The sequence below is a fragment of the Thalassospira australica genome (genome assembly GCF_000763295.1).
Taxonomy (GTDB): Bacteria; Pseudomonadota; Alphaproteobacteria; order Rhodospirillales; family Thalassospiraceae; genus Thalassospira; species Thalassospira australica.
Window position 1 is genome coordinate 77558 of the sequence record NZ_JRJE01000004.1, and the last position, 12886, is coordinate 90443.

Here is a 12886-nt window from a genome sequence, read left to right on the forward strand (position 1 = left end):
GACAGGTTGGTTTTTGGGGGCTGCTAAATAAATGAAGTTGCTGGAATTGTTATCTTGGGGTGATAACAAGCTTGCTACCCGACTTATCCTCGCCGGTGCGCTTTCCGGCGTTGGGAGTGCAGCACTTCTTGGCCTTGTAAACACTGCCGCCGAAGAGATCGCCGATAACGGCATTGATCGCGTCAACTGGCTTCTGGCTGGCATCTTTATCGCGCTTTCGATCATCTATTTCCTGGCCGAGGTCTATCTTAACAGCACCATTGCCAAACAGATCGAAGCGGGAATCGACAAGGTCCGTAAAAAGCTTTTGTCTCAGATCGCTGTTGCCGACTTCGCCCAACTTGAAAGCTTTGGACAAACACGCCTGTTTGAAACCATCACCCAAAGCACACAGATCATTTCCCAAAATTCACACCTGATTGGCATGTCCTTCAGAAGCATTTTGCTGCTGATTGCCGTCATGGCCTATGTCTTCTGGATATCGATGCTGGCCTTCTGCATCATCGTGGTCGTCGTCGGCAGCGGGATCGTCATTTACCTGCGCATGGGCAAGACACTTGCCATGTGGTTTGGCAAGCTGCATCAGGTTGAAAGCATCCTGTTTAGCAAGGTCGCCGACCTGTTTGCCGGCATCAAGGAAGTGCGCATGTGGTCGCGCAGAAGCGACGCCTTCAAGGTCGCCTTCATCGATGCATCGGAAAACAAGGCCGAAATCGGCACGAACGCGCAAGCGATGATTTCGCGTCAGATGATCATGGGGATAACCGCGTTCTATATTCTGCTGGCCATCATTGTGTTCATCGTCCCGGTCTATTCCGACAGCATCGACACCGACGTTGCCAAGATCAGTACAGCAGTGCTTTTCATGATCGGTCCGATCAGCGTGATCGTGCAATCCATGTCTGTCCTGGGCATGGCCGAACAATCCGCTAACCGGATGATGGAACTGTCCAAGGACCTTGAAGCGATCTGCGAACCGATTGCCGATGAAGGCATGACGTTTGAGGACAAATTTGATCAGGTCACCTTTGATGATGTGTCCTTTACCTATCCCAACCGCGATCCGCGCCACGGCTTTGCTTTGGGACCGATCAGCTTGACGGTCAAACGTGGTGAATTGCTGTTCATCACCGGGGGAAATGGGGCGGGTAAATCAACCCTGATAAAGCTGCTCACCGGACTTTATCAGCCGACCGCAGGCAAAATACGGATCAACAATATCCAGCTTGGCCCGCAAAGCCTGTCGGCCTATCGCAATCTGATCGCAACCGTGTTTTCAGATTCCCACCTGTTTGACGAATTGTTTGGCACCGATGAAATCACCGATGAGCATGCCAGATACTGGATCGAAAGGTTTGAGCTATCGCACGTGACCGGTATTCGCGATGACAAGTTCATCACCATTGCCCTGTCGGCGGGTCAACGCAAACGACTGGCGCTGATTACGGCCATTCTTGAAAACCGTCCGATCATTGTTCTGGATGAATGGGCCGCAGATCAGGACCCCTATTTCCGTAAGAAGTTCTATCACGAGATTTTGCCAGAGCTTAAAAAGCGTGGCACGACCATCATCGCCGTGACCCATGATGATCATTATTTCGAAGTCGCTGATCGCCGCCTTCATCTTGAAACGGGCAAGCTGACCGAACTTGCCCTTGATGACCCACGTGGGAGACTTTGAAATGTTGTCGCTGAACATTCTTCGCACTCAGGCAAAGATCAATCTGCGCACGGTTGTTGCTCTTCTGACCATGGCTGCGGTTTCGACCACTATGGTCCTGATCATCGTTAACATGGCGTCTGAGCAAGCTGAAAACAATGAAGTCAGTGCCCACCTTATGGCGTTGATGGCGCTATCCCTCATCGGATTCATCTGGGCACAGCACAAGGCTGATACCATTGTCTCGGTCGAGGTCGAACGCATCCTGCATGAATTCCGATTGTCTCTGTTTGACAAGGTCGGCAAGGCTTCGCCTGAAACGCTGGATACCGTCGGTGAAGGCCCGATTCAGGCCGCGATGACCCAGGAAATGCAAACTATTTCCAACACGCTGCCAATGCTGATGAACGGCATACAGCAGCTGGTCCTGATCCTATTTGTCAGTTTGTATCTGGCCTATCTGTCGCTGTTTGCCTTTGCCATGATTGGTGTCTTGGCCGCTCTTGCGGTCACCATCCACGTTTACCGTATCAAGAAGGTCAATATCGCGATCCGCGAAGCCGCCGAAGATGAAGGCAAACTGTTTGGCGGGCTGAGTGATCTGCTGCATGGCTTCAAGGAAGTGAAGATGAACAATCTTCGCCGGGATGCCCTGCTTTTGCATTTGCATGAGCGGTCTGAACGGACCCGTGACACAAAGGCAGAAATCAAACAGCAATGGAGCCGCGAAACAGCATCTGTCCAGCTGGCGTTTTATTGCATGATGGCGGCAATGGTCTTTATCGTGCCGATCTTTACATCCGACTATCATGACGTTGCGGTTCAAACGACAACCGCGACCTTGTTCCTGTTTGGCCCGATTGGCTCGACCATTATGACCTTGCCAAGCTTCAACGACACCGAAGCAGCTCTGGCAAAGATCACCAGCCTTAAGGAACAACTGAGCGCGGAACTCAGCAAACAGGATGAAAAGGCCGCCACCGCTGACAGCCTAACGCAGCCTGTGGGCTCCGATACCGCCACCACCACACCACTAGCCCGCATCGATGCAATCACGATGAAGGATGTTCGGTTTACCTATCCCGGACCAACGGGTGGTTTTTCCGTTGGCCCCTTGAATGCCACCTTCAGGAAAGGTGAGATTACCTTTATCACCGGAGGCAATGGCGCGGGTAAATCGACCATGATTTCGCTGCTAACAGGTCTTCGCGCCTTTGACAGCGGTGAGATCAGAGTGAATGGTGAAGTCCTGCGACCATCGCAGTTTCAGGATTACCGGGACCAGTTCGCGTCGGTCTTGTCGGGGTATCATTTGTTTGATGAACTATATGGCATCGATCCAATTGATACCGACCAGGTTAATGACTTCCTCAGACTGCTTGAAATTTCTGACAAGGTCACCCTTGATGGCAACAAATTCTCGACCACGTCCCTGTCACAGGGGCAGCGCAAACGCCTGGCACTTGTCAGCGCCCTTCTCGAAGACAAGTCGGTTCTTGTTCTTGATGAATGGGCCGCAGATCAGGACCCACATTTCCGGTCGGTCTTCTACGAGAAGCTTCTGCCTATGCTACGTGATCAGGGCAAAACACTGATTTGCGTGACACATGATGACCGCTGGTTTGATGTTGCAGACCGAATTTATCACGTGCGTGACGGACAGTTTGACGAAGCCAACGCCTAAGCAACGCCTCCCAATCGATCAGACACGATTGCCGTCACCGCGTCCACGTGGTCGGTGATGAAGAAATGACCGCCGGCGTAAACGTGCTTGGAAAATGCTCCGCTTGTGGCATCAGCCCATCCATCAAGATGATCTGGTATCGGGCTTGTATCCGCATCCCCACCAAACACTGTGATCGGACAGGAAAGCTTTGGCAGATTTTTCGAAACAGCGGTTTCTGATAGCTTGAAATCAGCCCGAAGCGGGGCCTCGAAAAGTTGCCGATATTCTTCGTTCTCAAATATCTCTTTGGGGGTTCCGCCATATTTTACGACTTCCTTCCAGAAGCTATCTGATGGCAGACCATTGAGCGACGCACGTGTCAGTTCCAGATCAGGACTGCGGCGCGCAGCCAGAAATAAGAGGCCTGGCTCTACACCACCATTGACAAAAATCTTACACGCCAAGTGATGGGATATGATTGCCCCCATCGAATAGCCAAAGAAAGCGTAAGGCAGATCCGTCAGGGGTGAAATAGCCTGAAAGATATGTTCGACCATCGTGTCAATCGTATCAATAACTTGCTCACCAAACCGCTGCTCACGCCCCGGAAGGCAGACCAAAACGATCTCGACATCTTCTGGAAGCTTGTCACGCCAAGGTCGATAAAAGGTCCCACCACCGCCAGCAAACGGAAAACAAAATAGTCGCATCCGGGGGGGAAATTTCCCAGGAAGCTGCAAGAACCATCTGTTTTTATCGACCAAAGGATCCCCCTTATCCAGTCTGCTTAACAGTTAGCATCCTGGGACTTTGAATAAAGAAATATTTCAGATGTATAAGACGCATTGGTTTTTTCCTGCAACCATCAGACATTGATGTTGTTCCGATCTCTGCCCTGAATACATTGATGAAATGCGATGCATCGTAAAAGCAATCTGGGTGCTGAGCTTTTCGGTTTCGTCAAGAATCCATACGGATGAGCTGCCATGCTTTTTTGACCAAGTCTTCCTTGGCAATCAGGTTGGTCGAATAACCGAGTTGGAGTTTATCACCTTTCACCCCCTCGTTACGGACTAAGTGATGAACGTTCTCACCAAAGCATTGCTGCTGATTTGCATACTCTTAAGTGCAATCACCATTAGCGACGGCAATGCCGACGCTCAATGGACCGGCCTTGGTCAAAAGCCCTTTACCGTCTGCGAGGAACCTATTTCGCGATCCGAGCCTCGTGGTTTTTGCTGCCTACCCACTAAAACCACTTGCAAACGAGAGTCTATAAAGTGTTCTGATGTTTTCCCTCACTGAAAAACCACAAACGACAGCGTGACACACTGAAATGCTTCGGAATTTCCTGTTCGTGGCAACTGGGTAACAAGTCGCAACGTAACCGCTGCAGATACCTGGGGCTATCGAGCAACCTCATTTCCCACTGAGATTGCTTCGCTGGAAAAAGAACGAACCTACTCAAAATCTCAGAGATGGATTGCAAAAAAAGCCCGGCAAGGAAGAGCATTTCTGGCGAATGAACGGGCCGAAGGTTGATCGTAGCGTGTTTTGATAAAGCTACTAAACGCATTGAAGCAAAGCTTAGTGTGATTGCACCAGATCGCTCCTATAGCGTTCCAAGAAATGCCGTTGGCCTGTTGCTGTTTGCAATTTCTGTCTTGCTCTGCTTGATGCCTACGGCAATCGCCGTTTTGTGTCACGTGAAGCAGCTTATCGCTCCTGCCAGTTCTTAGGTGTGGCTGACTTTACAACCTCAGCCCATTGCTGTTTGCGTCGTCCTGATCATTTATGGGCGTAGGTTGGATGATGATAGGCTCATGACTGAGCAGAGAAAACTGCTAACATATCACTTGGAATGCAAAGCAGCACGAGTAAAGCACATGCATAGGTTTCCAAAAAAAGATTCAGTTCCACGAAACGTCGCTATTATGATGAGAGAACGTCGAGTAACCCAAATATGACGCCCAAGGCGAATAGATCAAATTGACTGACGCCGGGCACAAGTTAGCGGTAGGAGTCCCTGCATGAGCGCCCTTTTGTTTTTAACATCACAGCAAGTTTCTTACCGCTGGGCGCGAGCTGGTATTCTTGGAAGATGCAACAAGCCGATCTCACCCGCGACCCTCGCATTCTGGCGTAGCGAAGGAACAGGCCCCAGGCCGGTAAAAGCCGTGGGCGCTATTCGATACGGCATCAAGGCTTTACGGCAATATGAACGAGAAAACTTCGGTCAGGAATGTGACGTCCCACAAAATTCAGACACTCACGGATAGTGATATTTTTGCTACCTATTTGCTACCTAAACCAAAAAAGGCTTAGAGGAGGGAACCTCTAAGCCTTTGAATTTTTGGGGCGAGTGATGGGACTTGAACCCACGGCCCCCAGTGCCACAAACTGGTGCTCTAACCACCTGAGCTACACCCGCCATCGTGTGGCGCGGTTTATATGGCCCGAGGCCTTCGGCGTCAAGCGCATAATTTCACTTTTTTGCCCGGAAATTCTGCAAGTCTTTCAAAGCGCGGAATTTTGCGGGGTTGGGCTTTGCGAGCAGCTTTTTCACAGCCCAAACGCCCGGTGATGATCCCACCCTATCCCTCCGTGCATCTTGCATGTGTCGCGATATGCCTTAATTAGTTCAATTCAATAACAGGCCAGTACCATCAACTGCGGCCAAATTTGCCACACCCTATATATAGGGTAGCCAATTGTTAGCCCGGATGGCCATTGCGCCACAAAAGAGAAAACAGACGGAGTATCGGAATGAAGTGGGGCGTTTTAAGCACCGCCAAGATCGGCACGGAAAAGGTTATTCCGGCCATGCAGGAAAGCGACAAGCTGGAAATTCTGGCGATTGCCGGTCGTGATCTTGAAAAAACCCGTGAGGTCGCAGAAAACCTGCGCATTCCACGCGCCTATGGCGCCTATGAAGAACTTCTGGCCGACCCGTCGATTGAGGCGATTTACAATCCCCTGCCCAACCATTTGCACGTCGAATGGACGATCAAGGCGCTTGAAGCCGGAAAGCATGTGCTGTGTGAAAAGCCGATTGGTCTGGACACCGAAGATGCCAGCCGCCTGATCGAAGCGCGTGACAAAAGCGGCAAGCAGGTTCTTGAGGCCTTTATGATCCGCCATCATCCGCAATGGCTTGAAGCGCGCAAGATCGTTGAAAGCGGTCAGATCGGGCAACTTACCACGGTGCAAAGCATCTTTACCTATTTCAATGCCGATCCGAATAATGTGCGTAACAAAAAGGATATTGGCGGCGGCGGTTTGCTTGATATCGGCTGCTACTGCATTGTCGGCCCGCGCCTTGTCACGGGCAAGGAACCGGTGCGTGTGGTATCGCTGATGGACAAGGATCCGAAATTTGGCACCGACCGGCTTGTATCAGGCATGCTTGATTTCGGATCGGGCCTGCAGGCAAGCTTTGTCTGTGGCACACAGTCCGCTGCGGTTCAGCGCGTGCATATTCTGGGCTCTGAAGGCCGGATTGAAATCCTGATGCCGTTCAATGCCGTGCCGGAAAACGAGGCCGTCATTCGCGTTGCTGGTCAGAAACAGCCGGGCTTTGACGAAGCACGCGAAATCAAGTTCCCCGTGTGCAACCAATATACCCTGCAAGGCGAAGCCGCGACGGCGATCTTTAAGGGCGACAGCCCCGTCGATTACCCGATTGAAGATGCGATTGCCAATATGCAGATCCTTGATGCCTTTAACCGTTCGGCCAAAACCGGAAGCTGGGAAATGGTGAAATCCTGATTGATTTTCAACCCCACAACCAAATTCAAAAGCCGGGGAAATCCCGGCTCAGATTGCTGACAAAGTCCTCGCCAATGGCGGGGACTTTTGATTCAATGGGGCATGCTTAAGAAAAAGACCTCCCACCAGGAAGAACTTGAGATGGTCAGGATCATTTGCTGCGCAAGATCGACGCGGTGATTGACTTCAGTTTCATCCATGACCGGGTTGCGCATTTATATTGCGCCGATAACGGTCGGCCGGCGCTTGATCCGGTGATGTTGTTCAAGATGCTGTTTATCGGCTATCTGTTTGGCATTCGCTCCGAACGGCAATTGATACGCGAGATCGCGGTCAATGTGGCTTATCGCTGGTTTTTGCATCTTCGCCTGACCGACAAGGTGCCCGATGCCAGCACGATCAGTCAGAACCGGCGGCGACGGTTCAATGACAGTGACATCTGTCAGGAAATTTTTGACGAGATTGTTGAACAGGCGATCCGGGCAGGACTTGTTGATGGCACGGTTCTTTATAGCGACAGCACCCATCTTAAGGCCAATGCCAACAAGAACCGGTTCGACCGCCAGGTGGTCGAGAAGTCACGTGCGGACTACCTTGCCGCCCTTGATGCCGATGTTGCACAGGATCGCGCCGATCATGGCAAGAAACCGCTCAAGGAAAAGGAGCACCATCCCGTTGCCAAAGAGACTAAGGTCAGCCGCACCGATGCCGATAGCGGCTATATGGTGCGCGATGGCAAGCCCAAGGGGTTTTTCTATCTCGATCACCGAACTGTGGACAGCGCGCATGCCCTGATCACCGATATCCATGTCACGCCGGGCAATGTGCATGACAGCATTCCCTATCTGTCGCGCCTTGACCGGCAGCGTGATCGGTTCGGCTTTGATGTGTGTGCGGTTGGTCTGGATGCAGGCTATGCCACGGCTGGCATCGCCAAGGGACTGAAAGACAGGGAGATTGAGGGGGTGATTGGCTATCGCCGCCCGACCCATCGCCAAGGATATCTGCGCAAGAAAGATTTTGAATATCTGCCCGGGCTTGATGGCTATCGATGTCCGCAAGGGGAAATCCTCAAATACAGCACCACCAACAGATCCGGATACCGGGAATATAAAAGCAAGCCTACGGTTTGCAGAACCTGTCCACTGCGCGATGCCTGTACCCAAAGCCACAATCACACCAAGGTCGTCACGCGCCATATCAGGCAGGAGAGCCTTGAGAAGATCAAAGCCAACCGGCTCAGCCCGTGGGGTAAGCGGATTTATGAGCGTCGCAAGGAAACCGTCGAGCGCAGTTTTGCTGACGCCAAACAACTGCATGGCCATCGCTATGCCCGCATGCGGGGCCTGCGCAAAGTACGCGAGCAGTGCCTTCTTGCGGCTGCCGCCCAGAACATCAAGAAGATCGCCCTGATCCTGACGCGCAAAGGGGCTTTTTGTGACGTTATTTTAGCGGTAATCGCAATTATTGCCATCAGACCCCGGTTCTGGCGGGTATCATTCGCATAAATCCGGCGTTATCCTGCAGCCCCCAAAAAAGAAACATCTCGCTCCAAAAACAAAACCCCGCCTCTTAAAGACGGGGTTCGTCAGCAGTCTGTCCCGGCTTTTCTATGCGCTTTTGGCCTTTGCCCCGGCAAACTGGGCCGCACGCCGTTTAAGCCGCGGGAACATGAAGTCATTAAACGCCCGCACACGCGGGGTCGCCTGAAGATCACGATGCATCAATATCCAAAGATCGTTATCAAGCCCGTCAATCGGATCGCCAAACACGGCAATATTGCCAAAGGCAGCGGCCAGAAAGGCGGGTAAAACGGCAAACCCGGCCCCGGCATCAACAAGACGCGCAACATTCAGCAACGAATTGCTGCGCATTACGACATGTTGCTTGGCAAACTTGGTATCGCGCCAACGCGCGGCCTTGATATGGGCCAGTGTTTCATCGCAGGTAATCCATGGTCCATCTGTCGGACCAGCAAAGCCCCTGGGCCCGCAAATCACCGATTTGATCGGGGCGATCTGCCGCCCGACCAGATTTTCATTGGGCGCGTTGCTTGGCCGAATGGCAACATCCGCATCATGGCGGTTAAGGTCATAAAACCGGTTATCGGTCACCACCTGCACGGTAATTTCCGCATAGTGATCCGCAAAGGCGGCAAGATCATCGGCCAAGCCCCCATACAATAATGTATCCGTGGTGGTCAGGCGCAGCGTGCCAGATGGCCGGATATCGCGCCCGGCAAGCTTGCGTGCCAGAACATCCATTTCCGCCTCAAGGGTTTTGGCGGTTTCAATTGCCGCAAGTCCGGATGTGGTGGGCTGATAATCGCCCTGCTGACGTTCAAACAGCTTGGTGCCCAGGCGGGTTTCAATATCAGCCATGCGGCGAAACAGGGTCGAATGATGGATCCCCGTCTGTTTGGCCGCCTGTGTAACGCTGCGCGCCCGTGCGACCGCCAGCACCAGTTTCAGATCATCCCATTCCAGCATCTATGCCCCAAACGCACTGTAATTCACCCGAACTCTCACCCGAATTCGGCAATTCGCACTATTGCACACATCATGTGATTATTCCCAAATTTACTTCGCGCTCATGCACATCAATAGTGATCCCATCGACCCGCGATATTCAGATGGAGATGAAAAATGACCACAACAATTTCCCGCAGTGACCTTCAGGCCGCCCTTGGTTCCGCCAATGCCCCGGTTCTGATCGAAGCCCTTCCGGCGCGTTATTATGTTGATGCCCACCTGCCCGGTGCAATCAACATCCCCCATGACAAGATTGATGAAACCGTCAAAACCATCTTGCCGGACCTTGATGCGCCGATTGTCGTCTATTGCGCCAACGGCCCGTGTAATAATTCCGGCATCGCCCAGGTGGCCTTGACCAAACTTGGCTATCGCAATGTGCGTGATTATCACGACGGCAAGCAGGACTGGCTTGATGCAGGCCTGCCGCTACAGGGCCAAGGCGCGCTTGAGACATCCGGCTAACGCCCATTCCCCAACGCGCACCACAAAAACAGTAAAACGGGCCGACATAAAATTGTCGGCCCGTTGTACAACAAGGAGAAATTCTTAAAGATTGACTGCTCGCCGTCTTAACCAATCCCCCCAGCAGCTCAAAAACTCTCGAAAGGCCGGGATCGAAATCCTAAGTACTTGACTCCCTCTTCGATTCTCAAAATCGCAGACAAACGCCAAATAGCTTGCCTCACCATCGTAGCTGGTCTGACCGTTCGCATCTAAGTAAGCAACATTGCCGTGAGCCAATGAATGACGAAAACACTTGATGACATCGTTGACAGTTAGCTCTGCGACAATGGCATTAGCTTCAGGCTCATTCAGCCTATCAGCGACCTCGAGAGGCAAACCCTCTGGAACCAAGACGACTTTGTCTTCTTTAGAAGAGTTTCTAAAGTAAGCCCATTCCGCCGATTTTATCCAATCAACCTCATGGACCTTCTTCTTCATCAATCGACGGAATTCGACAAAAACAACCTTATCTGTATTAAACTCGTTAGCTCGATCATTTTTCTGCTTAAAGCGCTCAAACGGAACAATTATCATAGGCATCGCCATCGAAAGAAGAAACGTTACCGTCAGACTTCCTCTACCATCCTCAGCAGCAATATTGTTCTCGACGTTGGCATATAGCCCTTCAAGGATCGCCAGACTACGAGCTGGGATTTCGGTACCATAAAGCTTTGGAATCCCCATCAAACACTCCGAGCTTATTTGGAGAACGCCTTTTTCATGCGCTCAATCGCTTCGTTCATTTTGATTTCTTCCTTACAGAAACAGAACCGCACGAAGTTGCGCACACCGCCATCTTCGCCCTGATAGAAGGCCGACACCGGAATGGCGACGACGCCTGCTTCCTTGATCATGATCTGACAGAACTCGACATCATCACAATCATACCCCAACGGACGGAAATCACAGGTTATGAAATAGGTGCCCTGGGAATCGAGCACATCAAACCCGACCTCCTTTAACCCCTTCATCAGGAAATCACGTTTGCCCTGCATCTCAGCGGTAAAGGCTTCGAAATATGCGTCTTCCTTGTTCAGACCATAGGCCACACCATGCTGCAATGCCGGGGGCACGGTAAAGACAAGGAACTGGTGGGCCTTTTTGATCGGCTCCATCAATTTGGCGCAGGCCGTGACATAACCGATTTTCCAACCGGTCAACGAAAACGTCTTGCCTGCCGATCCAATGCGCACGGTGCGTTCATGCATGCCCGGAAATGTCATCAGCGGCGTGTGCTTGCGCCCGTCAAAGACAAGGTGCTCATAAACCTCGTCACACAGCGCGACCACGTCATGCTTGATGCACAGATCGGCAATGAATTGCAGTTCATCATCGCCATAAACCTTGGAACACGGGTTTTGCGGCGAGTTGATCAGGATCAGCTTGGTTTTTTCGGAAAAGGCTGCGGCCAGTTCTTCGCGTGGCAAATCCCAGCTTGGCGGGGTTACACGCACCAGCTTGGGAATACCGCCTGCCAGCTTCACAATCGGAAGGTAGCTGTCATAAAGAGGCTCGATCAGGATCACCTCATCGCCAGGCGCCACCAGTCCAAGAATGACATTTGCCAACCCTTCGGTCGCGCCAACAGACACCAGCACTTCTTTCTTGGGGTCGACCTCGATGCCATAAAACCGTTTGTTGTGATCGGCAACGGCCTGCAAAAGTTCCGGCACCCCTGCCAGCGGCGGATACTGGTTGGACAGCTCCATCGTTGCCTTGGCGGCAGCTTCGCGGATATCGGCCGGTCCATCCTCGTCTGGTGCGCCCTGCCCCAGATTGATGGCCTGGTGTTTTTGGGCCAGTTCGTTCATCACTTCAAAAATCGTGATACCGCCCGAAGCGAAAAGCGGGTTGCCGACAAAATCGGTCATGAGGCGTCCTTTTATATTATGGTCATTCACCGGTGGGTGGCATCCAGCGGTTCCAATTCCCCTGTCAGCGGCCTTGGTGCGCAATAATATGCAGATGCACGATCGAACAACAAATACAATTGCATAAGCGTACACGGCGGTATTCAGGCCGATCTCGAGTCACGGGTATCCTGCACAAAATTCATCGTCAAAAGAACCCCTTCTTCGCAATTCTGGTCATGCGGCAACAACAAATTACAGGGCCAACTGCGCGGAACCCCCGCCGATCTTCCGTTTGCACAGTGCGTTTGCATATTTTTTGGGCAATTTGCTTAAAACGCAGTCACAATACGGTGTAAAAATCGCAAAATTCTTGTGGGTTTTACTGGGTTTTCGCACCAAGAATCCCTAGAATGCCGTGGCCGGTGAAAACTGGCATGGTCCATGCAATAGACACAGCGCGAAGCATCAACGCTTTATAGAGTTCAAGCAACTCTCGCCAAAAAGCAGAGGGCGCTAATGAAAAAAATTGAAGCCATCATCAAGCCGTTCAAGCTTGACGAGGTAAAAGAGGCCCTTCAAGAGATTGGTCTCAAAGGGATTACCGTCACCGAAGCCAAAGGTTTCGGCCGTCAGAAAGGCCATACGGAGCTGTATCGCGGCGCCGAATATGTCGTGGACTTTCTGCCGAAGGTAAAGCTGGAAATCGTTGTCGAGGACACGCTTGTCGAGCGTGCGATTGAGGCAATCCAGCAAGCCGCTCATACCGGGCGTATCGGCGACGGTAAAATTTTCGTTTCCTCACTTGAGGACGCGATCCGTATTCGTACTGGTGAACGGGGCAACGACGCGATCTGATCGGTCATGCCATCAAAGAACACCATACGGTAACTAATTATGAGTT

Annotated in this window: 9 protein-coding genes, 1 tRNA gene and 1 pseudogene; 6 read left to right on the forward strand and 5 right to left on the reverse strand. The window is 51.8% G+C overall.

Annotation, left to right across the window (positions count from 1 at the left end):
* Positions 1–31 precede the first annotated feature (31 nt).
* Both JF44_RS0103055 and JF44_RS0103060 read left to right on the forward strand, forming a co-directional pair.
* Positions 32–1681: a cyclic peptide export ABC transporter gene (locus tag JF44_RS0103055; RefSeq protein WP_033067486.1), complete on the forward strand. Its 1650-nt coding sequence runs from the start codon at positions 32–34 to the stop codon at positions 1679–1681.
* A 1-nt stretch (position 1682) separates the two neighbouring features.
* On the forward strand, positions 1683–3344 hold the full coding sequence (locus JF44_RS0103060; RefSeq protein ID WP_033067487.1) for a cyclic peptide export ABC transporter: 1662 nt from the start codon (positions 1683–1685) through the stop codon (positions 3342–3344).
* Here JF44_RS0103060 and JF44_RS0103065 read toward each other — a convergent pair.
* Positions 3341–4036, reverse strand: coding sequence for a thioesterase II family protein (locus JF44_RS0103065; protein ID WP_052065413.1), 696 nt, complete (start codon positions 4034–4036; stop codon positions 3341–3343). The genes JF44_RS0103060 and JF44_RS0103065 overlap by 4 nt on opposite strands.
* A 1644-nt stretch (positions 4037–5680) precedes the next feature.
* Positions 5681–5757: transfer RNA gene (locus JF44_RS0103070), tRNA-His, on the reverse strand.
* A gap of 335 nt (positions 5758–6092) precedes the next feature.
* On the opposite strand from JF44_RS0103070, the gene JF44_RS0103075 reads away from it, so the two are divergent.
* Both JF44_RS0103075 and JF44_RS19745 read left to right on the forward strand, forming a co-directional pair.
* Positions 6093–7094, forward strand: coding sequence for a Gfo/Idh/MocA family protein (locus JF44_RS0103075; RefSeq protein WP_033067488.1), 1002 nt, complete (start codon positions 6093–6095; stop codon positions 7092–7094).
* Positions 7095–7240: 146 nt separating this feature from the next.
* Positions 7241–8602 (forward strand): annotated as a pseudogene (locus JF44_RS19745) (IS1182 family transposase); the annotation flags it as partial.
* A 102-nt stretch (positions 8603–8704) separates the two neighbouring features.
* On the opposite strand, the gene JF44_RS0103085 reads toward JF44_RS19745, so the two are convergent.
* Entirely contained in the window at positions 8705–9583 is an 879-nt protein-coding gene (locus JF44_RS0103085) for a LysR family transcriptional regulator (protein ID WP_033067489.1), read from the reverse strand.
* Positions 9584–9739: 156 nt separating this feature from the next.
* Here JF44_RS0103085 and JF44_RS0103090 point away from each other — a divergent pair, with 156 nt between their 5' ends.
* Entirely contained in the window at positions 9740–10090 is a 351-nt protein-coding gene (locus tag JF44_RS0103090) for a rhodanese-like domain-containing protein (RefSeq protein ID WP_033067490.1), read from the forward strand.
* 84 nt (positions 10091–10174) lie between these two features.
* Here JF44_RS0103090 and JF44_RS0103095 read toward each other — a convergent pair whose 3' ends face one another.
* Both JF44_RS0103095 and JF44_RS0103100 read right to left on the reverse strand, forming a co-directional pair.
* On the reverse strand, positions 10175–10816 hold the full coding sequence (locus tag JF44_RS0103095) for a hypothetical protein (protein WP_033067491.1): 642 nt from the start codon (positions 10814–10816) through the stop codon (positions 10175–10177).
* Between the two features lie 14 nt (positions 10817–10830).
* Positions 10831–12003: an aminotransferase gene (locus tag JF44_RS0103100; protein ID WP_033067492.1), complete on the reverse strand. Its 1173-nt coding sequence runs from the start codon at positions 12001–12003 to the stop codon at positions 10831–10833.
* Positions 12004–12501: 498 nt separating this feature from the next.
* On the opposite strand from JF44_RS0103100, the gene JF44_RS0103105 reads away from it, so the two are divergent.
* Positions 12502–12840 (forward strand): P-II family nitrogen regulator, encoded by a 339-nt coding sequence (locus JF44_RS0103105; protein WP_007091888.1) that lies wholly within the window; start codon positions 12502–12504, stop codon positions 12838–12840.
* The last annotated feature ends 46 nt before the right edge of the window (positions 12841–12886 follow it).

What these genes read in the sequence shown, in the direction of transcription:
- JF44_RS0103055 (WP_033067486.1), top strand. Translation starts at nt 32, where the DNA reads ATGAAGTTGCTGGAATTGTTATCTTGGGGTGATAACAAGCTTGCTACC.
- JF44_RS0103060 (WP_033067487.1), top strand. Translation starts at nt 1,683, where the DNA reads ATGTTGTCGCTGAACATTCTTCGCACTCAGGCAAAGATCAATCTGCGC.
- JF44_RS0103065 (WP_052065413.1), bottom strand. Translation starts at nt 4,036, where the DNA reads ATGCGACTATTTTGTTTTCCGTTTGCTGGCGGTGGTGGGACCTTTTAT.
- JF44_RS0103075 (WP_033067488.1), top strand. Translation starts at nt 6,093, where the DNA reads ATGAAGTGGGGCGTTTTAAGCACCGCCAAGATCGGCACGGAAAAGGTT.
- JF44_RS0103085 (WP_033067489.1), bottom strand. Translation starts at nt 9,583, where the DNA reads ATGCTGGAATGGGATGATCTGAAACTGGTGCTGGCGGTCGCACGGGCG.
- JF44_RS0103090 (WP_033067490.1), top strand. Translation starts at nt 9,740, where the DNA reads ATGACCACAACAATTTCCCGCAGTGACCTTCAGGCCGCCCTTGGTTCC.
- JF44_RS0103095 (WP_033067491.1), bottom strand. Translation starts at nt 10,816, where the DNA reads ATGGGGATTCCAAAGCTTTATGGTACCGAAATCCCAGCTCGTAGTCTG.
- JF44_RS0103100 (WP_033067492.1), bottom strand. Translation starts at nt 12,003, where the DNA reads ATGACCGATTTTGTCGGCAACCCGCTTTTCGCTTCGGGCGGTATCACG.
- JF44_RS0103105 (WP_007091888.1), top strand. Translation starts at nt 12,502, where the DNA reads ATGAAAAAAATTGAAGCCATCATCAAGCCGTTCAAGCTTGACGAGGTA.